A 24,354-nucleotide genomic window follows, 5' to 3' on the forward strand; every position below is an offset into this window, starting at 1 on the left:
AAGGAAATGGCAGGGGTGACAGGATTCGAACCCGTGGCCCTCGGTTTTGGAGACCGATGCTCTACCAGCTGAGCTACACCCCTGCAGGAAGCTGGCCCTCTATAGCGAAGAGACGCGCCTGACAAGCGGTGCTTTCACGTTAGAACGCGAAACCGGTGACAGGCGGGTAATCTCGCGCCATTATCGCGCACGATGAGCAATCGCAGCCGCCCCGAAGACGCGCATGACGTGATCGATCCCGAATTGCTGATGCTCGCCTATCGCAGCGGCATCTTTCCGATGGCCGAATCGCGCGACGACCCCGAAGTCATGTGGATCGAACCGCGCGAACGGGCGATCATCCCGCTGGACGGCCTGCACCTGTCCCGCTCGCTGGCCAAGGTGCTGAAGGCCGAGCGGTTCACTGTGACCTGCAACACCGCCTTCGCGCAGGTCGTCGACGCCTGCGCCGCCCCGCGGCGACCCAGCCGCATCGATGACGGCGCCGACAGCTGGATCAGCATCCGCATCGCGGCCAGCTATCGCCTGCTGCACCGGCTGGGCAATGCCCATTCAATCGAATGCTGGGTCGAGGGTGGCGATGGACGCGAACTGGTCGGCGGCCTCTACGGCGTGGGCTTTGGCCGCGTGTTTTGCGGCGAATCCATGTTCAGCCTGGTCAGCGATGCGTCGAAAGTGGCGCTATGCTGGCTGGTCGCGGCGATGCGCGTGTCGCGGATGGAATTGCTCGACTGCCAGTTCATGACGCCCCATCTCGCGACGATGGGCGCGGTGGCGATGCCGCAGTCGGATTATCTGCAATTGCTGGAAACGGCGCTGCGTCCCACCGCGCAGGCCAGCTTCGCCAGCCTGCCGGACGGGTTCTATTCGCTGTCGTCCGCGGCTTCCTCACCCGGAAAGCTCATCGCGCAATCCTTGACCCAGACATCATAGACCGGATGCTCGACCACGTTGAGCGAGGGGCTGTTCAGGAATAGCCAGCCCGAAAAGACGCGGCGAAAGCGCGCGTCTTCACCCTGAACCGAATCGCGCACCGAAACCTGCACGAATGCGCCGGTCTCTGGCTCCGGATCCCACGGGGGCCGCCGCTCGCAGCTTGCCAGCTTGATAAGGACATCGTCGACGATCGTCTCTTCGCCCGGCTTCAGCTCGACATCGACGGTCAGATTATTCCGCTTGTTGAGCAGGCCAAGCGTCGCAACGCGCTCCTCCAGCGGAGTGCCCGTCGGAATATCGGCATCCTCCGCATCGCCTTCGCCGGCCTCGATCGTCTCGTTCTCGGCCTGGGCGGCAATGGCGGGCGCTTCTTCCGTCACGCTGGGCGTGTCTTCGCCAGAGGGAGTGCCATCTTCCTCTCCGAACATTCCGCACGCCGCCAACGCCATCAGCGCGGCGGCGGCGGCCACCGGGCGCAGCGGAATCACTGGTCGGGCGACCAGGCTTCGTAATCGCCGGTCGCACGGGCGCGAACCCCGCCCTTTTCCAGCGCACCGGACGGGCGATAGGCGGTCTGCGTCCCGGTCGCATTGGGCGTGTAGTCCACTTCCCAGATGCGCGGCGGCGGCAGGTTGCTTTCGGGCACGTCTTCACCCGCGCCATGCAGCCAGCCGTGCCATTCGGCAGGCACGCGGCTGGCATCGTTGGAGCCGGAATAGATCACCCAGCGGCGCTCGTTCCCCTGCGCATTTTTCTTGCGCCCACGGAAATAGCGGTTGCCCTGCGCATCCTGGCCGACTTCCTCGCCATGACGCCAGCTGTCGAGCAATGTGCCGATGGTGGCGCCGTCCCACCAGGTGAAGATCTTCATGAGAATGTTCATCGCGCCATTCCGTTAGCCCGAGCCGCCACGCACCGCAACGCCCGAAGCGAGCGGTGTGTGCGGAAATTGCGCCCGATCAGTTCGCCAATCAGCGGGAGGGCTCGCTCCACGCGACCTTGTCCCCCGGTTCGAGGCCGAGTTCGGCCGCGCGGCCGCCCGCGATTTCCAGCACCGCGATCACCGGACCCTGTGACCGTATCGATTCGAGCGAATAGGGTTCCGCGTTGGCGGCGATGCTCTCGATCGTCGAGTCGGGCGCGATGAAGATCAGGTCCAGCGGGATCAGCGTGTTCTTCATATAGAAGCTGCGCGGCGCGGGCGGGGCGCCGGGGTTCATGATCTTGTTGGGAAAGATCATCCCCTCGTTCGGACCAAGCTCGGTGCGGAACATCAGCCCCTTCATCTCGGCCTCTGGCGTCGTCGTATATTCGACCCGAAACGGGATGGCCTTGCCGCCGCTGTTAATCGTCAGCGGCACGATGGGCAGGCCCGATTCCGGATGGACGGAGGGTGCTTCGGCGACAGCCGTGCTGGCTGGCGTTTCCGCCTGCGTGCAGCCCCATGCGACCAGAGAGAGCGCCATGCCCAGCGCAAGGGCGCGGAAGCGAAAAGACATCACCAATCCTCGTCTTGAATGCCCGCCCAGTCGAGCGCGGATTTCCGGTCCGCGGCATCGACCAATTCGCGGGCGCTGTCCAGTGGGTGGCCGGCGCGGATCATCGCCGCGATCTGCTTTTCGCGAACCGCGCGGTCGCCCGGCGGCGTGCCGTCCGCGCCGAATGGGCCGAACCGGCGCTTGCGCACCAGTCGCAGCGCCGCCAGCCGCGCCTCGGCATCCTCGATCTCGCCGCGGTCTTCCCCGGCGACGCCGGCCGCGTCCAGCGTGGCGTGGATCCGCCGGGCCCCGTAACCGCGCCGCAGCAGACCGCCCTTGCGGACGCGGGCATATTCCTCGTCGTTCACATAGCCATTGCGCACGAAGCGCTCGACCAGTGCACTGAGGTCGGGCTGGTGGGGCTCGTCCTCGCTCCATCCCCGCTCGCGCAGCTTGCGCTTGCAGTAACGCTCCAGACCCTTTGCGGTGGTCGCGAAACGGGCGACATAGGACAGCGCCAGTTCCTCCAGACGTGCAGCGTCCAGCGGACGGACCGCCCTTGCGCGTAGATTAGATCGTGGATAAGGGCCCGCATCCTCTGTCATAACGCCTTAATCGTGCCACAATCCGGTAACAATGGGAATGACCCGGGATTTCTGGACCGCTTGGCGGTTAGTACTAGGCTTATAATGGGTTGCGCGAGAGGGGGAGCACAAAATGATGCCGCTTTCGATGCATGTTCCGGTCGGTAAGAGAAGCCACGGCATCGGGCCGCATGTCGCCCGCGAATGCTTCATTCGGCATTCAGCCCCCGATGCGCTAGGCAGCGCAATCCAATCCGGTCAGCGCGCAAGCCTGACGGACTCTGAAGATTAGACGGGAAAAGTAACACTATTATGACGCAGACCCCCGAACGGGCCGAGGATCTCGTCCCCACCCCGAACGAAGACGCGCTGGAACGCCGCTTCGCCGACTTCGGCACATTTGCCGAGGCGCTGGATTATGCCGCACGCGGCAAGCGCGGTCTGAATTTCCACGATGCGCGTGGGCGGCTGGTGCGGCCCTACCCGTTTGCAGAGCTTCGCGAGGACGCGCTCAAGGCAGCCTATCGGCTGATTTCCGCGGGTATCAAACCGGGCGACCGCATCGCGCTTATCGCCGAGACCGGTGCCGATTTCGCCGCGCTGTTCTGCGGCGCGGTCTATGCCGGCGCCTGGCCCGTGCCGCTGCCCCTGCCGACCAGCTTTGGCGGCAAGGAAAGCTATATCGACCAGCTTGCGGTGCAGCTCGCCAGTTCCGATCCCAAGGTACTGTTCTATCCCGCCGAAATCGCCACCATGACCGAGGCGGCCTGCGCCCGTCAGGGATGCGAGGGGATCGACTGGGACAGCTTTGCGACTCGCGACCCTGCAGAAGTCGCGTTGCCGGAATTGTCGCCCGACGACATCTGCTACCTGCAATACTCTAGCGGCTCGACCCGTTTCCCGCACGGCGTGGCGGTCACGCACAAAGCCCTGCTGAACAATCTGGCCGGACACTCGCACGGGATGGCCGTCGGGCCCAACGACCGCTGCATCAGCTGGCTGCCGTGGTATCACGACATGGGCCTTGTCGGCTGCTTCCTGTCGCTGATCGCGAACCAGGTTTCGGGCGACTATCTCAAGACCGAGGATTTCGCCCGCCGCCCGCTCGCATGGCTAGACCTCATCAGCCGCAACGAGGGCAATTCGATCAGCTATTCGCCGACCTTCGGCTATGACATCTGCGCGCGCCGCATTTCCAGCCAGTCGAACGTGGCCGAACGCTTCGATCTGTCGCGCTGGCGGCTGGCGGGCAATGGCGCGGACATGATCCGCCCCGACGTCATGCAGAACTTTGTCGATGCGTTTGCCGATGCCGGGTTCAAGGCCAATGCCTTCACCCCCAGCTATGGCCTGGCCGAAGCGACGCTGGCCGTCACCATCATGCCGCCGGGCGAAGGCATCAAGGTCGAACTGGTCGAGGAAGAGCGCCTGTCGGGCGTTCCCCGCGACCTCTCACGCCCCGCCCGCTACCGCGCCATCGTCAATTGCGGCAAGGCCGTGCGCGACATGGAAGTCGTGATCCGCGGCGAGGACGGGCACGAGCTTGGCGATCACATGATCGGCAAGGTCTGGTGCCGCGGCCCCAGCGTGATGCACAGCTATTTCCGCGATCCCGAAGCGACCGAGGCATGTCTGGTAGATGGCTGGCTCGATACCGGCGACATGGGGTACATGGTCAACGGCTATCTGTTCATCGTCGGCCGCGCCAAGGACATGATCATCATCAATGGCAAGAACCATTGGCCACAGGACATCGAATGGGCGGTGGAGCAGCTTCCCGGCTTCCACCAGGGCGACATCGCCGCCTTTGCGATCCAGGCCGACAATGGCGAGGAAGTGCCCGCCGTGCTGGTCCATTGCCGCGTGTCCGATCCGGTCGAACGCGTCCGCCTGCATGACGAGATCCGTGACAAGGTGCGCGCCATCACAGGCATGAACTGCGTCGTCGAACTGGTTCCGCCGCGCACATTGCCGCGCACCAGTTCGGGCAAGCTCAGCCGCGCCAAGGCCAAGAAGCTGTATCTTGCGGGTGAGATCGAACCCTATCGCCTCGCGGCCTGATCGCTTGCGCTGCGCTCAGTTCTGACTGGGCGCGGCGGAGGCTTCCTCCGGCGGTACGGCAACCGGCAGCGTGTCAGGCGCCGACCAGCGAAGCGAGACACGTCCCGTAGATCCGCCATCGACCGGCACCGTCGCGACCCCGTCTGCGGCAAGCAGGCGGCGGACCTGCGTCAATTCCGGCTCGCGGCCTGTCACCTCGATTGGCGCCGATATGCGTTTCCCGGCCCATTCGGCCAAATTCAAGGCCAGCGCGCCATCCTCGTCGGGACCTGTCTCGCTCAACGTGATGTCGGGCAGGCTACGGGCAGGCGGGACCAGCGTGATGGTCCAGTCGTCGACCCGACGCGCAATGCGCTGCTCCAGTTCGCGATAGGCGAGCAGCTCCGCGCCATCGAGCGGTTTTGCCGTCACCATGGCGCGGCGGTTGTCGCGGTCGATCAGCACGTCGGTTTCCTCGACCCCCGCGACCAGCGCCAGCAATTCGACGAGGTCGCGGATCTCGCGGTCGGTGGCCTCCTGCGCCTGTGCCCTTGCGGCGGCCAGTTGCGCCTCTTCGGCGGCGCTGGCGCTGGTTCCGACCTTGAACTGCTCGATCGTGACGGCGACCGGATCGCCCAGCGCACGCGCAAGACGGCGCTGCACCATCTCTTGCGCGCGCGGCGCGATCTCGGGCGTCAGTACCGTGGCCACGACTGAGATGGGATCGCCCTTGAAATCTATGTCGAGCGAGGAAATGCGGGCATTGGCCGTAAAGCTGTCGGCGATGGCGGCATTGGCCTGCCGCGAGAAGATCGCCTCCTTGCGGATCTGGTTCAGCGACAGTCCCAGCGGGATCGCCAGCGCGACGAACGAGGCGATCACGATGACATCCTGCAGCCGCGTCTGGTTCTGCGTGAGATTGGTGCGAAACCCGTACAGCCGCGCCATCACCGTCGCCGTCAGCGCAATGGTGATCAGGTTGGTGACGTAAAGCAGCAGGGCGCCCGAAAAAACGGTCCAGTTAAAGGTAGCAAGGCCAAAGCCCACCACGGCCAGCGGCGGCATCAGGGCAGTCGCGATGGCAACGCCCACGACTGTGCCCTCTCGCCCGCGGATCATGGCATAGGCACCCGCAAGGGCCGAGAACAGCGCCACGAACAGATCGAACAGATTGGGCCGCGTCCGGGCGGCGATCTCGGCCGTGACGGTCTGGATAGGAGAGAGCGCAACGATCAGGGCGGTGAAGCCCACCGCGATCACCGAGCCGACCGCCAGCGCCTTGGCCGATTTGCGCAGCCAGCCGAAATCGCCCGTCGCAAGGCTGAAGCCGAGGCCGATGATCGGCCCCATCAGCGGCGACAACAGCATCGCCCCGATCACGACTGCCGGAGAGGAAAGCAGCAGACCGAGGACCGCGATCCCCGCAGACATCGCCAGCATGAACAGATAGCGCGCGGAGATGACCGCTTCCTCGCGCCGCTGTTCGATCACATCGGCCTGATCCACGCTGGCGCAGACCGAATGACGCCACCACAGCCGCCACGAAAGCAGCAGGTCGGTAAAGCTGTCGCCCCTGCGAATGGCTTTTTCATGCGCGGGCAGGCTTGGCTTGGTCTGGGTCATCGCGACTGATTGCGCTGGATTTTTCTGCGTGTCGAGATGGCCAGACTTAATATTCCTTAGCTTTGGCCCTTCACAGCAGAGCCGTTGCGCGTAAGAAACGCCGGGCATGAACGAACCGAATCACGTGACCGCCGCTGTCTCTCAAAAGGCCGCCCAGCCAAAGCGGGGCACTGCCTCGCTCGACCTATGGCCCATCGGCAATTGCCAGTGCTCTGCGCTGGTGGACAAGGAAGGCACATTTACATGGGCCTGCCTGCCGCGCGTCGACGGCGATCCTGTGTTCTGCTCGCTGATCGATCACGGTAAGGCCGACGGGGACCAGCGCGGTTTCTGGTCCATCTCGCTCGAAGGCGGGAAGGTCGTCGCGCAATCCTATGTCCGCAACACGCCGATCCTGAAGACGAGCTTTGCCGACGACGATGGCAATGCCTTCGATGTCTATGACTTCTGCCCGCGCTACAAGCGTCGGGGACGGATGTACCGCCCGGTCGCCTTCGTGCGTATCGTAAGGCCGGTATCCGGCTCTCCGCGCATGCGGATGGCGCTGCGGCCCGCCGCGGATTATGGCGCGACCTCGCCCGAACGCAGCTTTGGGTCCAGCCATGTCTCGTTCCGCATGCCGGCGATGGGCATGCGGCTGACGACTGATGCGCCGGTCGGGCTTGTCCAGCAGGAAAGCGCGTTCCGGCTCGAAAAGGAACTGCATTTCTTCTTCGGACCTGACGAGAGCTTTTCGGAATCGCTGGATACCGGGCTTGGCGACATGCTCGCCCGCACGACCGAGGAATGGCAGCAATGGGTGCGCGGCCTTGCCATACCGTTCGAATGGCAGGACGCGGTCATTCGCGCGGCAATCGGCCTGAAACTCTGCCAGCATGAAGACACCGGCGCCATCGTCGCTGCGCTGACGACCTCGATCCCCGAACATGCCGATTCCGGTCGCAACTGGGATTATCGCTATTGCTGGATCCGCGACGCCTATTACACGGTGCAGGCACTGAACCGGATCGGCGCGCTCGACGTGCTGGAAAGCTATCTGCAATATCTGCGCAATATCGTCGATAATGCGCAGGGCGGGCATATCCAGCCGCTGTATGATGTGCGCGGCAATGGCGAATTGCTGGAATGGGAAGCGCCCGACCTTGCCGGATATCGCGGCATGGGACCGGTACGTGTCGGCAACGACGCCTGGCGGCAGGTGCAGCACGATGCCTATGGGCAGATCATCCTGTCATCGGTCCAGGCCTTCGCCGATCAGCGCCTGCTGCGCATGTCAGGCTTGGAGGATTTTCATTCGCTGGAACGTGTGGGCGAAAGGGCGCTGAAGGTCTGGTCGACGCCGGATGCGGGGCTTTGGGAACTGCGCAATTCGACCCACATCCATACCTATTCGGCGGCGATGTGCTGGGCGGCGGCCGACCGGCTGGCGCATGCCGCACAGGCGCTGGGCCTGACCGAGCGCGAGGAATACTGGCGAAGCCACGCGGCGCGTGTGCAGGAATCGATCATGAAGGCGGCCTGGAACGAGAAGAGCGGCGCGATCGCCGCGACCTTCGGCGGCGACCAGCGCGATGCCAGCCTGCTGCAATTGCTGGACCTGCGCTTCATCGGCAAGGACGATCCACGCTTTCATTCCACCCTCGCGGTGCTGGAAAAGGCGCTGCGGCGCGGCGATCACATGCTGCGCTATGACAGCGAGGACGATTTCGGCCTGCCGCACACGGCGTTCAACGTCTGCACCTTCTGGCTGATCGAGGCGCTGCACCACACCGGCCGCGGCGAGGAAGCGCGCAAATTGTTCGAGGCGATGCTCGACCGGCGTACCGGCGCCGGAATGCTGAGCGAGGACATCGACCCCCACACGCTTGAGCTATGGGGCAATTACCCGCAGACCTATTCGCTGGTCGGCATCATCAATTGCGCGGTCATGCTGACCAAGAGCTGGAACGAATATCGCTGATCGCGCGGTCCGTGAAGGACCGCCGATCAATCGATCGCTTCTTCGCCCGCCCGCCCGACCGAGCTGATATCCTCGCCCAGGCCCTTGACCGTATTGCAGGCGGAGACGGCAAGCAGGGTTGCGGTGATGGCGGCGGTCAACAAAGTCTTGCGAAACATGCGCATCTGTCCTGAGGAGCAAGGGGTCCGCGTTACCTCTAGCGCGGCGGCGGAATTGCGCAATATGCTGGCGCGCGGTTGCGAACAGCCGATCTATGTCGCATTCCTGCGCCACATTCTACGATGTGCCCGGAACGGGAACCACGGGCTTTCTTGAAACAGCTGTCTTACACTGCTAATACACCAGTTCAAACGGGGCCTGCCCCCGCCAACATTCAGGAAGACGATGGCCGACCAGACCATACCCACCGCGACCGCTACCGAGAATGAGCTGACGCTCGAGGCGCCGAGCCCCGTGCCTGATGTAAAGCCCGAGAAGGCCGCCGGATTGGTGCCGGTCAGCGACGACGTGAAGTCAAAGCTGGATGCCAAGGTCGAGAGCTTTGTCGAGGATCTTATCGCCTCGGACGCCAATTCTCCGGAGTTCGGCAAGAAGGTCGACCAGCTGACCAATATGGGCCGCAAGGAAATCGTGGCGGCGGCCGGTCAATCGAACCGCTTCCTCGACCGCCCGGTGCGCGCGATGGACAAGGACACCGGCGTCGGCGCCGACCTGGCCGAACTGCGCCGCACGGTTGAAGAGCTGGATCCGGGCCGTCAGGGCAAGCTGTCGGGCCCGCGAAAGATCCTGGGCATCATCCCGTTCGGCAACAAGCTGAAGAACTACTTCGACAGCTACACTAGCGCGCAGTCGCATATCCAGTCGATCCTCACCCGCCTCGCCAGCGGCAAGGACGAGCTGTTGATGGACAATGCCGCCATCGACACCGAGCGGGCCAAGCTATGGGAAGCGATGGGCAATCTGGAACAGATGATCCACATCTCCAAGGCGCTGGACCGCGAGCTTGAGAATGCCGCCAACGAACTCGACGTGTCCGACCCTGCCAAGGCCAAGGCGATCCGCGAGACAGCGCTGTTCTATACGCGCCAGCGCACGCAGGATCTGCTGACGCAGATGGCGGTGTCGGTGCAGGGCTATCTCGCGCTCGATCTCGTCAAGAAGAACAATGTCGAGCTGGTGAAGGGCGTCGACCGTGCCAGCACCACCACCGTGTCGGCGCTGCGCACCGCGGTGACCGTGGCGCAGGCGATGACCAACCAGAAGCTAGTGCTGGGCCAGATCACCGCGCTCAACACCACGACGGCGGGCATCATCGATTCGACCAGCACGCTGCTGAAACAGCAGACCGGCACGATCCACGAACAGGCCGCGTCGAGCACGATTCCCTTGGAAACGCTGCAGCGCGCGTTCCAGAACATCTATGACACGATGGACACGATCGACAATTTCAAGGTCAAGGCGCTCGATTCGATGAAGCAGACCGTTGACACCCTCTCGGACGAGGTGGAGCGGTCGCGCGGTTATATCGCGCGGGCCGAAGGCGCCAATCGCGCGGCGGCCGAAATCCAGCAGACCGACTTGCTGAGCATCGAGGGCTGAGGCGCCGCGCATGGCTGACAGCACGCACGATTCCGACCGTATCATGGCTTCGGCCAAGTCCAGCCTGACGCATCAGCGCGCGGGCGGTCGGCGTGTGGACGCAAAATCGATCGGTAAGGGTTCGGCCAAGATCAAGCGCAAGCACCTGACCGGCAAGCTGCTGCGGCTGGCTATGGCGCTGGCGGTGATCGTGATCGCATCGATGGCGTTCGGTGCCTTCGTTTCGGCGCTCGGTTTCGAAGGGCTGTTCGTTACCGTCCTGCTGATGATCGTCGCGGCGTTCATTTTCATGCGCTACCCCCGCATGAAAATGCCCCGGCGCGAGGATCTTGCGCGCGGCAATCTGAAGCAGACCGTCAATCGCACCGAATTATGGCTGGAATCGCAGCGCGCGGCCCTGCCTGCACCGGCGGTTGATCTTGTCGAGCGCATCGGCAGCCAGCTCGACGGGCTGGGCGTGCAGCTGACCGGTCTGGATGAGAATACGCCCGCCGCGGTCGAGGTGCGCAAGCTTGTCGGCGAACATCTGCCGCAGATCGTTGCCAGCTATACCGCGATACCCGCACATCTGCGCGCCGAGGCGAGGGCGGGCGGCATCCCCGACAGGCAGCTGGTCGAGGGCCTGGAACGGATTAGCGGCGAGATCGACGTCGTGACCCGCCAGCTGGCCGAAGGCGCGCTGGACGAGCTTGCAACGCGCAGCCGCTATCTTGATTATCGTTATGGCGGTCCCGATGTGCCGCTGGGCGAAGTATCGGCGCAGGATGCCGCTCTCCCGCCGCCCGGTGCCGAGGATGTGGCGTTGCCGCGCCCCGATCAGGGCGAAACCGGAAGCGGCGTTCCCCTGAATCTGGATCCGCTGCAATCCGATCCCCTGAACCCAGAAAAAGACCCCCTGCGCACACGTCGCAAGGGCTGAAGCCGAGGACTCCTTCCCGACATGCGCGTAGCCGTTCCCCATTCGCTCGACCGTGCCGAAGTGCGCCGCCGTCTCGACACCCGCCGCGACGACATGGCCGATTTCGTGCCCGGCGGGCTCGCCCAGATCGAAACCTCGTGGCAGAGCGAGGATCGCATGCTGATGGTGATCCGCGCCATGGGCCAGGAATTGACCGGCCACGTGGACGTTGAAGACGCGCAGGTGGTGTTCGAGATCGACCTCCCGCCGGCCCTGTCCTTCGTCGAATCGATGATCAGCGGCCCGCTGGAAGAGAAGGGCCGCAAGCTGCTGAGCTGAGCCGTCGCTACAGCTTGCGGTGGCTCTCCAGCAGGCGCGCGGGGATGCGCAGCGTGCTTGAGGCAAGCCGGGTTTCGGCAAGAAAGGTGACCAGCGCGATCATCAGCAGGCCGAGGGCGAACAGGAAAAAGACGCCGTCCAGCCAGCCCAGATCCGCCCAGTAATAGGTGGTGAGAAAGATCGACAGCACCGTCAGCCCGATCATCAGCGCAGATACCACCAGCAGCAGCATCGCGCGATTGATCATCGCAATCCGCTGATCGACCGAGCGGATTTCGCGCACGACCTCGTCATGCTCGTCCCCTTCGGTCTCCTTGTACCGTGCCTGCAGCGATCGTGCGCGGTCGACAACCCGCCCCAGCCGTCCGGCCAGGAGGTTCAAAAGATTGCCGATGGCCACCAGTACGAAAACCGGGGCAAGGGCGAGCTGAATGGTCTGGGCGATCATGTGCGCGAATGTAGTTCGGGCTTTCGCCTGCGCAAGCGGGGATCAGACAGGTCTTGCGATCAGGCAGCGACCTTTGGCAGGAAAACTCACCGATTCGATGCTGCCGGCCAGAGCACACTGACCGGGGCCGACCTGCTCTCCGTTCACCGAAACATCTGCATCGCGCGGGATGACCAGCAGCGGACCCGGATAATCCGCCGCCAGCGAGGCATCCGGCAGCCCGTCCAGCCGGTCGAGTAGAAAGAACGGCCCATCGACCAACCTGGTCGTCCCATGATCCGGAACATGTTGCCGAAGCGAGGGGTCGTAGGGCTCGCCTTTCGCCACGGCCATGCCCTCTTCAAGGTGCAGTTCGCGCGGGCGTCCATAGTCGTAGAGCCGGTAGGTTATGTCCGAGTTCTGCTGCACTTCGATCAGGCTTACACCCGGGCCGATTGCATGGACCGTATTCGCCGGGATGTAGAAGAAATCGCCCGCCTTGACCTCGTGCCAGACCAGCATGTCCTCTATGGAACCGTCGAGAGCAGCGGCGCGCATCGCATCGGCACCGATCGGCTGCGCGAAACCCACGCCAAGGGTCGCGCCCGGATCGGCGTCGATTACATACCAGCATTCCGACTTGCCCTGCCGGCCCTTGCCCATCGCCTCGGCCTGATCATCGTCAGGATGGGTCTGGATCGACAGCTTTTCGGACGTGAAGATATATTTGACGAGCAGTTCGTCCAATGCCGTGGGCGGCTCGAACCAGATTTCGCCGATGCGTTTGCCATCGGGCGCGGCGAACGGGGCCGGGAGCCTGTCGCGTCCCCACACCTTTTCAACTTCGCGCGTCGGCAGGACCGTCATTGCACCAATCCCCAATCTGACCGCCATGGCTGGCCATTAATGCCGAAAACCGGCGAGCTACTGCTTTGCAGCGCCTTCCAGCTTTCCAACCTTTTGGGCGCCGTTAGCCGTGGTCACGAGCACTTCGTCACCATTCACCACCACGACAACGTCGTCCAGTCCGATTACCGACACCCGCGGGCCGTCTGTATCGACATAGACGTTCTTACAATCGACCAGTTCCGCGCGGCCATGCGCCTTATTGCCGTCCTGATCGCGCACATGCGCATCGCGCAGGCTGGTCCAGCTGCCGATGTCGGACCAGCCCATGCTGGCGGGCACCACGGCGGCGCGATCGGTGTTCTCCATGACCGCGTAATCGACCGATTCCGATTCGATTGCGGCAAAGGCCTCGGCATCCGGATGAAAGCGGCGACCCTCTTCGCGACCCATGTCCGCGGCTTTGCGGGCGGCAGCCGCAATCGCGGGGCGATGGGTTTCCAGCTCTTCCATGAAGCGGTCGGCGCGGAAAGCGAACAATCCGCCATTCCAGCTATAACCGCCGTCGGACAGGAAATGACGCGCGCGTTCAAGGTCGGGCTTCTCGACAAAGCGTTCGACCGCATAGGCCCCTTCGCCAATCGGCTCTCCGCGCTTGATATAGCCGAAGCCTGTCTCAGGCGCAGTTGCCGTGATGCCGAAGGCGACCAGCCAGCCTTCTTCGGCCAGTGACGCGGCACGCGCTGCCGAGCGCGCAAAAGCCGCGGTGTCGGCGATATGGTGATCCGACGGGCAGACCAGCATCACGGTTTCGGGGTCGAGCCGGCATGCCGCCATCGCGATGGCAGCGGCCGTGTTGCGCGCCATCGGTTCGACAATGACCTGCGCGCCGGGACGGTCGCCCAGCTGCGCGTCGACATGGTCAAGATGGCTCTCGCCCGTGACGACGATCGGCGGCAGAAAGCCATCGCTGTCGCTGCACCGCGCCAGCGTGGCCTCGAACAGGGTCGAATCGCCGATCAGCGGCAGGAAGGGCTTGGGAAAGCTTTTACGCGATCGCGGCCACAGCCGCGTGCCGCTGCCACCGCACAGCACGACAGGAACCATCTTTGCCATTGCGGGGCGTTACTCCATCATCGCCAAAAGGTCGTCCACGGCGCAGCTCGCGAACCCGACTGCGCTGTCCGATATCCCGTATGGAATCAACAGGCTGCGGCCAAGTTTCAAGGCCCCGCAAGTATATACCACGTTCGGCACATAGCCCGAGCGGTCATCGTCCTCCGCCGCCAGCACAGGCGCGCTGCTTCGCGCCAATACCTTTGAAGGGTCGTCGCGATCCAGCAGGGCGCAGCCAAGCGAATATTTGCGCATCGCGCCCACGCCATGGGTAAACAGCAGCCATCCTTCGTCGGTAAGGATCGGGCTGCCGCAATTGCCTATCTGGATGAATTCCCATGGATATTTGGGGCCCATCAGCTTGGCCCCCTCGTCATCCCAGGTGACCAGATCGTCCGAGAACAGCAGGAACAGGTTCTTGCCGTCCTGCCGGCTGACCATCGCATAGCGACCGTTGATCTTCTGCGGGAACAGCGCCATGCCCTTGTTGCGTCCGGCCTTGCCCAGGATGGGTTCCAGCGAAAAGGTCCTGAAGTCGCGCGTGCGCAGGATCTCGGACCGGATGGAGCGGCCGGAATAGGCGGTATAGGTGCCGATCCACTCGTAATCCCAATCGCCGTGGTCGAAACGAACGAGGCGTAAATCTTCCAGCCCGCCGGCCTGTTGCTCGGTAATTGGGAAGATGACCGTGTTCGACAGGCTGCTTTCGGGATGCCGGTGCACTTCGGCAATCCCGTCGCTGTCGGGGGGTATGTCAGCCGAATTGGCAGCGGTCGCGAAACTGGATTGCGGCCACAGCCGGAATGATCCGTCCGCCTCCATGATGCCTTCGCGAAAGGCGATCGAGCTGATGTGCCCCTCGCCAACCGCACGCAGGCTCATCACAAAGCGGCAGGAATCCTCGCTCATGCCGCTCTGGTCGGGATGCGGCACGATCGACGGGTTCATCAGCGCAGCGGCGGCATAGGTGTATTCATGGCAGAAATAGCTGCCGATAAGCTTCTTGCGCAGTTCGGAATAGGAGCCCGGATCCAGATCCAGCGTCTCCTCGACCTCGGCATAACGCTCGAGGAACATCTGCTCCGTTTGCCAGTGCCGTTCGAGGAAGTCGTGGCAGACATGATCGTATTCCGCCTTTGCCGCCTCTTCGGAAAGACGCGCAATATCCTCGACAAGTTTCAGGGCGCGATTGCCGTCGGCGGTTCTGGCCTGCCAGCCCAGGTGAAACGGTCGAAGGACTACGCGAGAATGGTCTGCATGCAGCCGCGTTTCAGAAATTCGCAGCGGGCTTTTCGGGTATTCGCCTTTTCTCAAGGATTTCTCCCGCGTGAAACGCCTTAGAATGATCGTCCGGGTCGGAACCGGACGACTTCGAATCGCCGCGGCCCTCACGGCTGAGCGCTACCACGCCGTAATGCGCAAGCTGAAACGCCAAAATGGATTCTGCACCGCAATTGCGGTTGGCACCGCGCGGTGTGATGCCGTCGCGGCACCGCCCGGTATCCAGATCGGCCAGCACGGCACCACGGTCGTTTCCGCCAAAGAACCAGCGATAGGCCGCGCGCGCGTGATCGATCCAGCGCTGCGCCGGATCGGCACGATAGGCACTCGCGGCGGCTTCGATAGCGGCTTGCGCTTCCAGCGGCTGCTGGTCGAAGGGCAGGGCTTCATGCGGATGGCTGAACGTGTCCGAACCGACGGGCCGGAATTGCCCGGTGGCAGAGATCTGCATGGTGGCGATCCAGCGCAGGCTGGATAGTCCCGCCAGGGTCCATTCGGCCTGACCAGTGATCCGGCCAGCCTCGATCAGCGCCTGCGACAGGCGCGGATTGTCATAACCCAGCACGGCCTCGAACCACGCCCAGTCGGGGCGCCTCGACTGCGCAAGAAGGCGGTGGAGCAATTCGCCGCTACGCGCGACCAGCGCGAGCGCACCGGCATGATCGGGCTCGCCCTCAAGCCTGCAGACCGCGCCCAGTGTCGCGAAGGCGATGGCGCGCGGGGATTCGATGCCGTCCATGATAGGCAGCGCTTCGTCGAAGAGACCGCGGGCCCACCAGCGCAGGTCCTCGGTTCGTCCGTGCAGCGCCGTGTGGCCCAGTGCCCATAGCGCACGCCCATTGGCGTCGTCTGAACCGGCATCTTCGCACCAGCTGCGATCATAGTTCATGAAATTGCGGAAACGGTTCGCGTCCGGGTTCCATGCATGATTGATAAAGGCGGCGAAGCGCGTTCCCCAAAGGCTCGCTTCCGCTTCGTCCAGAACGTCGGCCACGCTCACTAGCATCAGGGCGCGGGCATTGTCATCGAGGCAATAGCCATGCCGGCGATCGGGCACCTTGCCGATGGCGTGCTGGGCCATGCCGGTGTCGTCGCACATGTCGAGGAAACCCGCGATGGCCGGCGCCGCAAATTCGGCCGGCGTGAAGCGCGGCGCATCGGCGGACACGCTGTCGATCATCTTTACGATCGCATCGGCATAGCGCGGCCAGATCGTCTCCCGCCCGCGTTCATAGGCCCGCCGCTGCAAGGCCTGAAGCTCCGCCGGATCGTCCAGCAGACGAATGACGGCCATGGCCACGGCATCGCTCGAACAGGGTTCGATCAATTCGCCGACGCCATCGGCGAGCAGTTCCGATGCGTGCAGATAAGGAGTCGAAATGACAGCCTTGCCCAAGGCGACTGCATAGCTGAGCGTGCCGGATGTGGATTGCTGGAGATTGGGATAGGCCGTGACATAGATGTCGCTCGCCTCAAGCTGGTCGAGCAGCTCCTCTGTCTCCACAAAGCGGTCCACCCATTCGATGTGGTCCGCCACGCCCAGCCTGTCGGCCAACGCTTCCAGACGGTCGCGATAGGCCTCACCCTGTTCGGCCACAAGATTGGGATGGGTCGCGCCGACGATGCGATACAGGAATTCAGGGTGCCGCGCGGTAATCGCGGGGAGCGCTTCGATAACATGCTCAAGACCCTTGCCCGGCCCGATCAGCCCAAAGCTCATCATGACGGGGCGGTCCGAAATGCCCAGCGCGTCCTTGAAGATATTCTGGCGCCCGAAAGGCCGGTCGGGTGCGCCATGTTCGATGACGGTCACGCGCTCATCGCCAACGCCGTACATGTCGCGCAGCAGTTCGCGCGAGTGCCGCGCCATGACCATCACCTGAGAGGCCCTGTCGACAAGGCGCTCCAGTATCTCCCGCTGCTTGGGCGAAGGGTCTGCAAGCACCGTATGTAGCGTGACGATCAAGGGAGCGGCGATGCGATCTACCAGATCGAGTACGAGCTCGCCGCATTCGCCGCCGAAAATGCCGTATTCGTGCTGAATCCAGACCGCATCGACGCCGGAATCGTTGATGCGCCTTGCGATGCGCGCATAGTCGCTGCGCAGATCCTGCCGGATCTCGCCGCTGATATTCGTATGCACCATCGGCTTTTCGGGGTCGGTCAGCGCATAGACATCGCAGCAAATGTCGGGGTGGTGAACGCCAAGCTGTTCGACGATATCACCGGTGAAAGTGGCGATGCCGCATTTGCGCGGCGTATAGGTACCGACAAGGGCAATTCGGCGACGTGCGGACGGTGCACTCGCGTCGGAAAACAGTCGGACCACGTCGCCTTGATGCGATGCTGACGACGGGTCGCGCGTCGGACGATCCGACCGGGGCAATTCGCGTGACGTCCCATTTCCCATTTCGATTATCCCTCGCGTTGAGGCGGTATCTCCCTCAATGCACCCGAAGTTGTTTCGGTTCCTTCGCGCCTGCAAAAAACAGCAGAAAACTTGGGCTATTGATGAATGTTAACTCGCTTCAACGCAAAGACAAAGTCATCAATAGGTGGTATATCTTCTTTTCGCAGTTGCACAACGTCAAGTCCTTAAAAAGAAAGACTGACGCCAGCCGGTCCTGTCGGGAACCGGATTGCCGTTGCGATCCAAAGCAGGTCTGTAGCGAAATCTTTGTTCAACTAGCCGACATGTTATGCGGTCTGCCTCGGGATCGCCGCTCGGCTTGGCGATTCGACAATCGCGTGGGACGCCGTCGGTTCCGACAGTGAAATATACGGTGACGGATGTGCCCGAACGATCACGGCTTCCACTCCGCGGATAATCGCGCGCATCGACGATATCGCCAGCGATCTTCACGGCGCGTTGCGCGACAACGCCGCCGCTACCGCTGCCCGACGCGCCGCTTCCGGTGCCGAAACCTGTCCCGCCTCCGCCCGTGCCAGAGCCGGCATCGGCGGCACCCGACCGCGTCTGCGTTCCTTCCCCGGTCACGGGCGGCAGGGGCGGATCGGGCTTCACGACTTGTTTGGGAGGAGGTGCCGCCTTTGGGGCCGGATCGGCCTTTGGTGCAGGCGGCGCCGCGGCGCCCTCGGGTTCGGGATCCGGCTCGGGCGGCGGGGGAGGGGGCGGCGGATCGGGCGGGTCTACATCGAAGGCGATGATGGACTTGGCCGATTGCGGGATGACGTCGATGTCAAAGGCACGCAGCAAGGCGTAAATCGCCCCCAGATGGAGCGCGCCAACCAGCAGGATGATCGCGATGCGTTGCCCCCGCGATTGCCGCCGCCTTCCCCCTGTTCGGATTGTCTTAGCCATTGTTCATCAAATTCCGGCCCCGCGCGGCTGTTCCCGCTGGCAGAGCCGTTCATGGCCTCAACCCGGCCAGAAGCCGAGAGCGGGTAGCGAAACCACCGCGAAGATTCCGCCGAAGGCAATGGCGACGCCGTAGGGAAGGGGGCTTTTGCGCGACATGGGCAGGCCCTTCAGCTTTGCCCAGATGATCCAGCCGAGAATGAGGAACAGGCCCGCAATTCCAAGCCCGACCAGATAGGCGATCGTCTGCTGTACCGGTATCCATAGCGCGCAGGCGGCAAAGAATTTCGCGTCGCCTCCGCCCCAGGCCCCGATTGCGAACAGCCCGATGCCGACGACAAGCGCCGCCGCAAAATGCGCGAGGCCCCAGACCAGTCCCATCCAGCCGAGCATCAGCGGAACGGCGACGAGCCCGATAACAAGGATCGCAAGATTGAGTGCATTCGGAATGACTTGCCGGCGAAGGTCGGTCCATGCACCGGCAAGCGCAAGCAGCGTGAAGGCCGCCAGATAGGCGGCCGGCAAAATCTCCACGATCTATCAGTCCTGCGAAGCCAGCGAAGCCTGATTGCCGTTGAAGACCAGCCTGACCGGATAGCCGCGGCGGGCCGCCGCGCTGCGCCGCGCCCGCGAAATCACCGCACGCCCCGCGCTTTGCGATTCGGCGCGCGCCGCGGTACGAACCGGCGAGGCGGCGCTGACCGAACCGGCGCTGACGGGGTTGTTGCTGACTGGGGCGGCGGCCGGAGCGATCCGTACTTCCGCCTTCGATACCCTGACCGCTTCGCCTGTCGAGCGCCCGGCAACCGTGATCCCCGTTGCTGGCCGCGCGCCGATGGTGATCGGGCCGCGCTTTTCGACCTGCGGTTCGGCCGCCGCGATGGCGGGCAATTCGGGCAGGTCCATGTCCGCCAGTTCTACTTGCTGCGCCTGCGGCAATGCATCAGGCAGCACCGGCGTACGGTTTTCAAGCCTGGCAAGATTGCGCGAGAAACGGTCGTCACCCGGCGCGGACGCGACCGCCATGCTGAAATAGCGATGCGCCAGATCGGACCGGCCCAGCTGATCGTAAGCGATCGCCATGCCGTTATAGGCCTCTCCCGCAAAGCGCGGATCGTAGGAGGCCTGCCGGAACGAGGTGATGGCCTGCGTCGTCAGTCCCTTTTCAAGGTAATAGCGTCCGACCGCGAGGCGCCCCTCGAAATAATCGCCCATGTCAACGCTCTGCGCCTCTCCGCGCGAAGCGGTCGATGGGCCGAACAGCGCCTGACAGCCCGAAAGCCCCAGCGATGCCGCGACGATTGCCGTCGCGGTGACGGCCTTCCTTGCGTTGAGTTTCAGCACGATCGGATACCCCCTTTATCCTTACCCGTTCATCAGCGGGAAAATGTCGCGAACGACGCGAATGCTTGCAGGCAGCATCAGCACGCCGATCATCGTCGGCAGCATGCATACCACGAGCGGTACGGAAATCAGGACCGGAATGCGGTGCGCCTTTTCCTCTGCCCTCATGCGGCGCTTTTCGCGCATTTCACCGGCGTAGACGCGCAAGGTCGACGAGATGCTGGTGCCCAGCTTGTCCGACTGCACCAGCAATGTGGTGAACGACCGGATCTCGTCGACGCCTGCCATGTCGGCCATCTTGCGGAACGCTTCCTCGCGGCTGGCGCCCGCCCGCAGGCGGAGCACTGCGACCGACAGCAATTGCGAGACCAGCGGATGAGACTGCACCATTTCACGGCCCACGCGGTCCATCCCCGCCTCGATCCCCAGGCCCGCCTCGACGCAGACCAGCAGAAGGTCGAGGCAGTCGGGAAAGCCGTTCACGATCTGCTCGCGCCGGCGGTCCGCCTTTGCCTGCACATAGATATTGGGCAGGTAGAGGCCGATGAAGCCAAGCACCGAACCGAAGATATAGAGCGAGAAGAACCCCGGCGGCTCGGGCCGAGAATACATCAGCAGTACGAAACCCAATACAAGCACGAAGGGAAGGATCAGCCGGCACAGCGTGAAGATGCGCGGCGCCGACGGGTGGGTGTAACCGGCCTCGATCAGCTTGTCGCGCAGCCTGTCGTTCTTCGAATCGTTGAGGCTAAGTCCAGTCCGCTCGACCATGTCGGCAAGATTGCTCCATGCCGAGCTGTTGTTGGATTCGCGCAGGCTGGCCGCGCTCTGCGCTTCGCGCTTTTCGGTGCCCAGCGTTTGCAATCCTGCACGGATCTGCGAGCGCCGCGAAAACGCGCCAAGCACGAGATAGGCCAGTGCCGCCACGATCGCGAACAGCCCAAGCAGTGTTGCGACACGCGCGGTCTGGCTGGCGAGGATGAAGTCAATCATGGCGTCAGACCTTCAGATCGATGATCTTGCGGATCCACAGGAACCCGGAAACATACATCACCATCAGCACGATGAAGCCGATGATGAACATCCTGTCCTCTGCCACCGACAGATAAAATTCGGGGTTCACCATGAACAGGCCGATGAAGGCGGCAATCGGCAGGATCGTCAGCATCCAGCCGGTCATGCGCCCCTCGGAACTGAGCGCCCTGACCTTCATGTAGAGGCTGGCACGCGCACGGATCACTTCTGACAGGTTCTGCAGGATTTCGGCCAGATTGCCGCCGGTCTCGTTCTGAACCGACAGCGAGACGACGAACATGCGGATGTCGTCGAGGTCCCAGCGTTCCGCCATGGCGGTCAGCGCATCGGTCAGCTCGGCGCCATAGGCAACCTCGTCCGCGACAAGGCCGAATTCGCTGCCGATGGGGTCTTCCATTTCTTCGGTCAGCAATTCGAGCGCTGCCGCGATGGGATGGCCGGCCCGCAATGCGCGGACGAACACGTCGAGCGCGATGGGGAACTGTTCCTCAACGCGCTTGCGCCGCTTGGTCGCGATCATGCTGAGGACCATGACCGGTACGATAAACGTGATGGATGCGGCCAGAACCAGCGACAGCAGGATGGTGCCCGCGGTAAAGCTGAAACCCGCTCCGCCGATCAGCAGCATCAGCAGCGCCGATATGACGACGAAGGCCGCCGCCATGACGGTCATCAGCTGGATGGGGGTGAAACTGACCTGCGCGGCCATCATCGTGCGTTCCAGCTTTTGCAGCATATGCGCGATGGCGGGGGGCAGATTGGCATGATCCTGCGGCGTATTCTTGCGCAGGCGCGCCAGGATCTCGTCCCGGCTGGTGCCCTGACGGATCATCGTCAGGCGCTTGTTGACCGCCCTGACATGCGCGGTCTTGGACCAGCTGTAGTTCAGACCGAGCTGGACGATCAGGAACACCGTGCCGAAAATCGCCAGCAGGGTGATAGCCTTGAGAAGGGTCTCGATCATGAGCCCATCTCGAAGTCCGGACGGAACAGTTCGGGCGGAAGGTTGATACCGGTCGCCTGCGCTTCGGCATGGAACTTGGGCCGGATGCCGGTCGCCTCGAAGCGGCCGATGACATTGTTGTTCTCGTCCCGTCCGGTGATCTTGTAGCGATAGATCTCCTGCATGGTGATCGTCTCGCCCTCCATGCCGGTCAGTTCGGAGACACTCATGACCCGGCGGCGACCATCGGCGAGCCGTCCGACCTGCACCACCACGTTGATGGCAGACGCGATCTGGGCGCGTGCGGAACGCGGCGGCATGTCGATCCCGCTCATGCCGATCATCTGTTCAAGGCGCGACAGCGCATCGCGCGGCGTGTTGGCGTGGACGGTGGTCATCGACCCGTCGTGGCCGGTGTTCATCGCCTGCAGCATGTCGAACGCCTCACCGGCGCGGACTTCGCCCACGATGATGCGGTCGGGACGCATGCGCAGCGCGTTCTTCACCAGTTCGCGCTGGGTCACTTCGCCCTTGCCCTCGACATTGGCGGGGCGGGTTTCAAGCCGCGCGACATGTTCCTGCTGCAGCTGAAGCTCGGCCGAATCCTCGATCGTGACGATGCGTTCGCGCGGATCGATATAGGAGCTCATCGCGTTCAGCAGCGTGGTCTTGCCCGAACCGGTACCGCCCGAAATCAGCACATTGCGGCGCGAGGCGACCACGGCGCGCAGCACCTGCGCCATGGGTTCTGGGACGGAGCCCAGCTCGATCAGCCGGTCGATCCCGATCCGCTTCTTCGCAAACTTACGAATGGACAGCAGCGATCCGTCCACCGCCAGCGGCGATACGATCGCATTGACGCGCGAACCGTCGGCCAGGCGCGCATCGACAAAGGGCGAGGATTCGTCGATGCGCCGGCCCACCGCGCTGACGATCTTCTGGATAATGCGCATCAAATGCTTGTCGTTCTGGAACTCGGTCTGGACGCGTTCCAGCAGGCCGTTGCGTTCCACGAACACGATATCGGGCCCATTCACCAGAATGTCGGTGATCGAATCGTCCTGCAGCAGGGGTTCCAGCGGGCCTAGGCCAAGCAGCTCATCAAGAACATCGTCGATCAGCGCGGTGCGTTCACTGCGGTTAAGCGGTTCGTGCCGCTGCAGCAGGATCTCGCCGATGATTTCGGAAATTTCGGTGCGGATCTGTTCGCGCGGCATCTGTTCCAGCGCGGACAGGTTGATCTTGTCGAGCAGAGCGCGGTGGATCGACACCTTCAGGTCCAGCGCGCGTTTCTTCGCCTCGTCCTGCTCGCCGTCCAGCGTCTGCAGTGCCGCCATCTGGATGACGCCATCCGGCTGGACCGGGGCCTCTGCGCGCTTGACCGACCATTTCATCAGGCTTGTCCCCCATGACGCTGGCACATTTGTTCGGCCAGTCGCGCGACATCCCTGACGAAGGGTGCCTTCTTGTTGATTTCGCCCAGCAGCACGCCCTGATCCTGCGCGGATTCCAGCCCGGCCTTGTCCTTCGCGATGGTGGCCGAGACATTGCGGTGGAGCGTATCGGCGACTTCATGCACGCCGATCGACTGAAACATCTTCTTTTCGGCGCGATTGACGATCAGCTGCAGATTCTCGCGCGGCACATCCATCATGTCGAACAGGTCGAGACAGCGCTTGGTCTGGCGCAGGCCGCCGATCGACTGATCGGTCAGGATTAGCATCTCGCTGCAGGCCAGCGCCGCCGACAGCGACCAGTTCGTCCAGTTCACCGGCAGGTCGAGCAGCACGTAGTCATATTCGCGCCGCGCAAGGGTCAGCATGCGCAGCAACCGATCGACATCGACATCTTCCAGAGGCGTGATCTGGCTGGGCGCTGCGATGATGTAGTGACCGTATTTCGTCTGGACGGCCGTGTCCCTGATCAGGTCGCCGTCCAGCCGCTCACCGGCCTCAAGCAGGTCGAGGACGCTGTTTTGCGGCGTCAGCCCCATCTGGACCGCGACTTCGCCAAATTGCAGGTCGAGATCGATCAGGCAGACGCGCGATCCGCAGCCGCCGTCATCGGCAATCGCTGCGGCCAGATGGGTCAGAACCGATGTCGCGCCCATGCCGCCAACGGCGTGCACCATCGTCGCCATCGGGGCGAGCCGGTCCATGGTCCCGGACTGGCTGCTGGTCGCGGCCGCATCGATGACCTGCGTGAACAACTCGTCGAAATCGAAGGGCAGGGCGACCACATCGCTGACGCCCTGCCGCAAGAGTGCGCGAACAAGACGCAGGTCCGCATTTTCCACCGCTGCCAAAAGGGGCAGGTTGGGACGGGCACGGCGCACCTGTTCCATGCGCGCGAGCGACGCTTCGCTCTCAGGATCGATTTCGAGGACCAGCATTTCCGCCTGGTCCATGACCGAGAACGGCACGGGATCGCCGGAAGCCAAGGCAATCGTGTTGAGCTTGCTGGCACGGCTGTTCCCGATCGCCCCGTCCAAGCGGGCGATATGGGCCGGACTTGCGATGACGAAAGCATTCATGGGCAATTCGGTCCCGCTGCTGCCTGCAATGTTAAGTTCGCTTTTCATTGTGC

General features: G+C 63.3%; 24 protein-coding genes and 1 tRNA gene. 6 read left to right on the forward strand and 19 right to left on the reverse strand.

Annotation, left to right across the window (positions count from 1 at the left end; translation table 11 throughout):
* Positions 1 to 7: 7 nt before the first annotated feature.
* A tRNA-Trp gene (locus AC4FIJ_RS12875) sits at positions 8 to 83 on the reverse strand.
* A 109-nt stretch (positions 84 to 192) separates the two neighbouring features.
* Here AC4FIJ_RS12875 and aat point away from each other — a divergent pair.
* Positions 193 to 933: a leucyl/phenylalanyl-tRNA--protein transferase gene (aat, locus tag AC4FIJ_RS12880; RefSeq protein WP_490337117.1), complete on the forward strand. Its 741-nt coding sequence runs from the start codon at positions 193 to 195 to the stop codon at positions 931 to 933.
* On the opposite strand, the gene AC4FIJ_RS12885 is transcribed toward aat, so the two are convergent.
* The 4 genes from AC4FIJ_RS12885 to AC4FIJ_RS12900 all read right to left on the reverse strand — a co-directional run bounded on the left by AC4FIJ_RS12885 (position 864) and on the right by AC4FIJ_RS12900 (position 3,019).
* On the reverse strand, positions 864 to 1,424 hold the full coding sequence (locus AC4FIJ_RS12885) for a DUF2155 domain-containing protein (RefSeq protein ID WP_490337118.1): 561 nt from the start codon (positions 1,422 to 1,424) through the stop codon (positions 864 to 866). The two genes, aat and AC4FIJ_RS12885, sit on opposite strands and share 70 nt — an antisense overlap.
* Complete coding sequence (locus AC4FIJ_RS12890) at positions 1,421 to 1,819, reverse strand: NADH:ubiquinone oxidoreductase subunit NDUFA12 (protein WP_490337119.1); 399 nt, start codon at positions 1,817 to 1,819, stop codon at positions 1,421 to 1,423. The genes AC4FIJ_RS12885 and AC4FIJ_RS12890 overlap by 4 nt, the downstream gene beginning before the upstream one ends.
* Positions 1,820 to 1,907: 88 nt before the next feature.
* Positions 1,908 to 2,435, reverse strand: a complete 528-nt coding sequence (locus AC4FIJ_RS12895) for a DUF192 domain-containing protein (protein ID WP_490337120.1) — start codon at positions 2,433 to 2,435, stop codon at positions 1,908 to 1,910.
* The gene (locus AC4FIJ_RS12900) at positions 2,435 to 3,019 is read right to left on the reverse strand and encodes a regulatory protein RecX (protein ID WP_490337121.1); all 585 of its coding nucleotides are present in this window, start codon (positions 3,017 to 3,019) and stop codon (positions 2,435 to 2,437) included. The genes AC4FIJ_RS12895 and AC4FIJ_RS12900 overlap by 1 nt, the downstream gene beginning before the upstream one ends.
* Before the next feature lie 291 nt (positions 3,020 to 3,310).
* Here AC4FIJ_RS12900 and AC4FIJ_RS12905 point away from each other — a divergent pair, with 291 nt between their 5' ends.
* Positions 3,311 to 5,059 carry a fatty acyl-AMP ligase gene (locus tag AC4FIJ_RS12905; RefSeq protein ID WP_490337122.1) on the forward strand — a complete coding sequence of 583 codons (1,749 nt, stop codon included), beginning with the start codon at positions 3,311 to 3,313 and terminating at the stop codon, positions 5,057 to 5,059.
* Positions 5,060 to 5,074: 15 nt separating this feature from the next.
* Here the strand turns inward: AC4FIJ_RS12905 and AC4FIJ_RS12910 are convergent, their stop codons facing one another.
* The gene (locus tag AC4FIJ_RS12910) at positions 5,075 to 6,661 is read right to left on the reverse strand and encodes a DUF389 domain-containing protein (RefSeq protein ID WP_490337123.1); all 1,587 of its coding nucleotides are present in this window, start codon (positions 6,659 to 6,661) and stop codon (positions 5,075 to 5,077) included.
* Between the two features lie 106 nt (positions 6,662 to 6,767).
* Between AC4FIJ_RS12910 and AC4FIJ_RS12915 the strand changes: the two genes are divergently transcribed.
* Complete coding sequence (locus AC4FIJ_RS12915) at positions 6,768 to 8,621, forward strand: glycoside hydrolase family 15 protein (RefSeq protein ID WP_490337124.1); 1,854 nt, start codon at positions 6,768 to 6,770, stop codon at positions 8,619 to 8,621.
* Between the two features lie 26 nt (positions 8,622 to 8,647).
* On the opposite strand, the gene AC4FIJ_RS12920 is transcribed toward AC4FIJ_RS12915, so the two are convergent.
* Positions 8,648 to 8,779 (reverse strand): entericidin A/B family lipoprotein, encoded by a 132-nt coding sequence (locus AC4FIJ_RS12920; RefSeq protein ID WP_490337125.1) that lies wholly within the window; start codon positions 8,777 to 8,779, stop codon positions 8,648 to 8,650.
* 226 nt (positions 8,780 to 9,005) lie between these two features.
* Here AC4FIJ_RS12920 and AC4FIJ_RS12925 point away from each other — a divergent pair, with 226 nt between their 5' ends.
* The 3 genes from AC4FIJ_RS12925 to AC4FIJ_RS12935 are packed head-to-tail and all read left to right on the forward strand — an operon-like array spanning position 9,006 to position 11,457.
* Positions 9,006 to 10,220 (forward strand): toxic anion resistance protein, encoded by a 1,215-nt coding sequence (locus tag AC4FIJ_RS12925; RefSeq protein ID WP_490337126.1) that lies wholly within the window; start codon positions 9,006 to 9,008, stop codon positions 10,218 to 10,220.
* Between the two features lie 10 nt (positions 10,221 to 10,230).
* Positions 10,231 to 11,139, forward strand: coding sequence for a hypothetical protein (locus AC4FIJ_RS12930; protein ID WP_490337127.1), 909 nt, complete (start codon positions 10,231 to 10,233; stop codon positions 11,137 to 11,139).
* Between the two features lie 21 nt (positions 11,140 to 11,160).
* A complete protein-coding gene (locus AC4FIJ_RS12935) occupies positions 11,161 to 11,457 on the forward strand; it encodes a polyhydroxyalkanoic acid system family protein (protein WP_490337128.1) in 297 nt (98 codons plus the stop codon).
* Between the two features lie 7 nt (positions 11,458 to 11,464).
* On the opposite strand, the gene AC4FIJ_RS12940 is transcribed toward AC4FIJ_RS12935, so the two are convergent.
* The 12 genes from AC4FIJ_RS12940 to AC4FIJ_RS12995 all read right to left on the reverse strand — a co-directional run bounded on the left by AC4FIJ_RS12940 (position 11,465) and on the right by AC4FIJ_RS12995 (position 24,349).
* Positions 11,465 to 11,905 (reverse strand): DUF2721 domain-containing protein, encoded by a 441-nt coding sequence (locus AC4FIJ_RS12940; protein WP_490337129.1) that lies wholly within the window; start codon positions 11,903 to 11,905, stop codon positions 11,465 to 11,467.
* Positions 11,906 to 11,947: 42 nt separating this feature from the next.
* Entirely contained in the window at positions 11,948 to 12,751 is an 804-nt protein-coding gene (locus tag AC4FIJ_RS12945) for a class I mannose-6-phosphate isomerase (RefSeq protein ID WP_490337130.1), read from the reverse strand.
* Positions 12,752 to 12,808: 57 nt separating this feature from the next.
* Positions 12,809 to 13,846 (reverse strand): mannose-1-phosphate guanylyltransferase, encoded by a 1,038-nt coding sequence (locus AC4FIJ_RS12950; protein ID WP_490337131.1) that lies wholly within the window; start codon positions 13,844 to 13,846, stop codon positions 12,809 to 12,811.
* Between the two features lie 9 nt (positions 13,847 to 13,855).
* A complete protein-coding gene (locus tag AC4FIJ_RS12955) occupies positions 13,856 to 15,160 on the reverse strand; it encodes a glycoside hydrolase family 130 protein (protein WP_490337132.1) in 1,305 nt (434 codons plus the stop codon).
* Positions 15,117 to 17,456 carry a glycosyltransferase gene (locus AC4FIJ_RS12960; RefSeq protein WP_490337133.1) on the reverse strand — a complete coding sequence of 780 codons (2,340 nt, stop codon included), beginning with the start codon at positions 17,454 to 17,456 and terminating at the stop codon, positions 15,117 to 15,119. The genes AC4FIJ_RS12955 and AC4FIJ_RS12960 overlap by 44 nt, the downstream gene beginning before the upstream one ends.
* A 258-nt stretch (positions 17,457 to 17,714) precedes the next feature.
* On the reverse strand, positions 17,715 to 18,449 hold the full coding sequence (locus AC4FIJ_RS12965; protein WP_490337134.1) for an energy transducer TonB: 735 nt from the start codon (positions 18,447 to 18,449) through the stop codon (positions 17,715 to 17,717).
* Positions 18,450 to 18,506: 57 nt separating this feature from the next.
* On the reverse strand, positions 18,507 to 18,980 hold the full coding sequence (locus AC4FIJ_RS12970) for an A24 family peptidase (protein WP_490337135.1): 474 nt from the start codon (positions 18,978 to 18,980) through the stop codon (positions 18,507 to 18,509).
* A gap of 6 nt (positions 18,981 to 18,986) precedes the next feature.
* Positions 18,987 to 19,790, reverse strand: coding sequence for a hypothetical protein (locus tag AC4FIJ_RS12975; protein WP_490337136.1), 804 nt, complete (start codon positions 19,788 to 19,790; stop codon positions 18,987 to 18,989).
* Between the two features lie 21 nt (positions 19,791 to 19,811).
* Entirely contained in the window at positions 19,812 to 20,783 is a 972-nt protein-coding gene (locus tag AC4FIJ_RS12980; RefSeq protein WP_490337137.1) for a type II secretion system F family protein, read from the reverse strand.
* Between the two features lie 4 nt (positions 20,784 to 20,787).
* Positions 20,788 to 21,789, reverse strand: coding sequence for a type II secretion system F family protein (locus tag AC4FIJ_RS12985; protein WP_490337138.1), 1,002 nt, complete (start codon positions 21,787 to 21,789; stop codon positions 20,788 to 20,790).
* Positions 21,786 to 23,105 (reverse strand): TadA family conjugal transfer-associated ATPase, encoded by a 1,320-nt coding sequence (locus tag AC4FIJ_RS12990; RefSeq protein ID WP_490337159.1) that lies wholly within the window; start codon positions 23,103 to 23,105, stop codon positions 21,786 to 21,788. The genes AC4FIJ_RS12985 and AC4FIJ_RS12990 overlap by 4 nt, the downstream gene beginning before the upstream one ends.
* Positions 23,106 to 23,161: 56 nt before the next feature.
* Positions 23,162 to 24,349, reverse strand: a complete 1,188-nt coding sequence (locus tag AC4FIJ_RS12995; protein WP_490337139.1) for a CpaE/TadZ family protein — start codon at positions 24,347 to 24,349, stop codon at positions 23,162 to 23,164.
* Positions 24,350 to 24,354 lie beyond the last annotated feature (5 nt).

This window comes from Croceicoccus sp. (assembly GCF_983967925.1).

Coding starts and splice junctions, on each gene's coding strand:
- aat (WP_490337117.1), top strand. CDS start 193: ATGAGCAATCGCAGCCGCCCCGAAGACGCGCATGACGTGATCGATCCC.
- AC4FIJ_RS12890 (WP_490337119.1), bottom strand. CDS start 1,819: ATGAACATTCTCATGAAGATCTTCACCTGGTGGGACGGCGCCACCATC.
- AC4FIJ_RS12895 (WP_490337120.1), bottom strand. CDS start 2,435: ATGTCTTTTCGCTTCCGCGCCCTTGCGCTGGGCATGGCGCTCTCTCTG.
- AC4FIJ_RS12900 (WP_490337121.1), bottom strand. CDS start 3,019: ATGACAGAGGATGCGGGCCCTTATCCACGATCTAATCTACGCGCAAGG.
- AC4FIJ_RS12905 (WP_490337122.1), top strand. CDS start 3,311: ATGACGCAGACCCCCGAACGGGCCGAGGATCTCGTCCCCACCCCGAAC.
- AC4FIJ_RS12910 (WP_490337123.1), bottom strand. CDS start 6,661: ATGACCCAGACCAAGCCAAGCCTGCCCGCGCATGAAAAAGCCATTCGC.
- AC4FIJ_RS12915 (WP_490337124.1), top strand. CDS start 6,768: ATGAACGAACCGAATCACGTGACCGCCGCTGTCTCTCAAAAGGCCGCC.
- AC4FIJ_RS12920 (WP_490337125.1), bottom strand. CDS start 8,779: ATGTTTCGCAAGACTTTGTTGACCGCCGCCATCACCGCAACCCTGCTT.
- AC4FIJ_RS12925 (WP_490337126.1), top strand. CDS start 9,006: ATGGCCGACCAGACCATACCCACCGCGACCGCTACCGAGAATGAGCTG.
- AC4FIJ_RS12930 (WP_490337127.1), top strand. CDS start 10,231: ATGGCTGACAGCACGCACGATTCCGACCGTATCATGGCTTCGGCCAAG.
- AC4FIJ_RS12935 (WP_490337128.1), top strand. CDS start 11,161: ATGCGCGTAGCCGTTCCCCATTCGCTCGACCGTGCCGAAGTGCGCCGC.
- AC4FIJ_RS12940 (WP_490337129.1), bottom strand. CDS start 11,905: ATGATCGCCCAGACCATTCAGCTCGCCCTTGCCCCGGTTTTCGTACTG.
- AC4FIJ_RS12945 (WP_490337130.1), bottom strand. CDS start 12,751: ATGACGGTCCTGCCGACGCGCGAAGTTGAAAAGGTGTGGGGACGCGAC.
- AC4FIJ_RS12950 (WP_490337131.1), bottom strand. CDS start 13,846: ATGGCAAAGATGGTTCCTGTCGTGCTGTGCGGTGGCAGCGGCACGCGG.
- AC4FIJ_RS12965 (WP_490337134.1), bottom strand. CDS start 18,449: ATGGCTAAGACAATCCGAACAGGGGGAAGGCGGCGGCAATCGCGGGGG.
- AC4FIJ_RS12980 (WP_490337137.1), bottom strand. CDS start 20,783: ATGATTGACTTCATCCTCGCCAGCCAGACCGCGCGTGTCGCAACACTG.
- AC4FIJ_RS12985 (WP_490337138.1), bottom strand. CDS start 21,789: ATGATCGAGACCCTTCTCAAGGCTATCACCCTGCTGGCGATTTTCGGC.
- AC4FIJ_RS12990 (WP_490337159.1), bottom strand. CDS start 23,105: ATGGCGGCACTGCAGACGCTGGACGGCGAGCAGGACGAGGCGAAGAAA.
- AC4FIJ_RS12995 (WP_490337139.1), bottom strand. CDS start 24,349: ATGAAAAGCGAACTTAACATTGCAGGCAGCAGCGGGACCGAATTGCCC.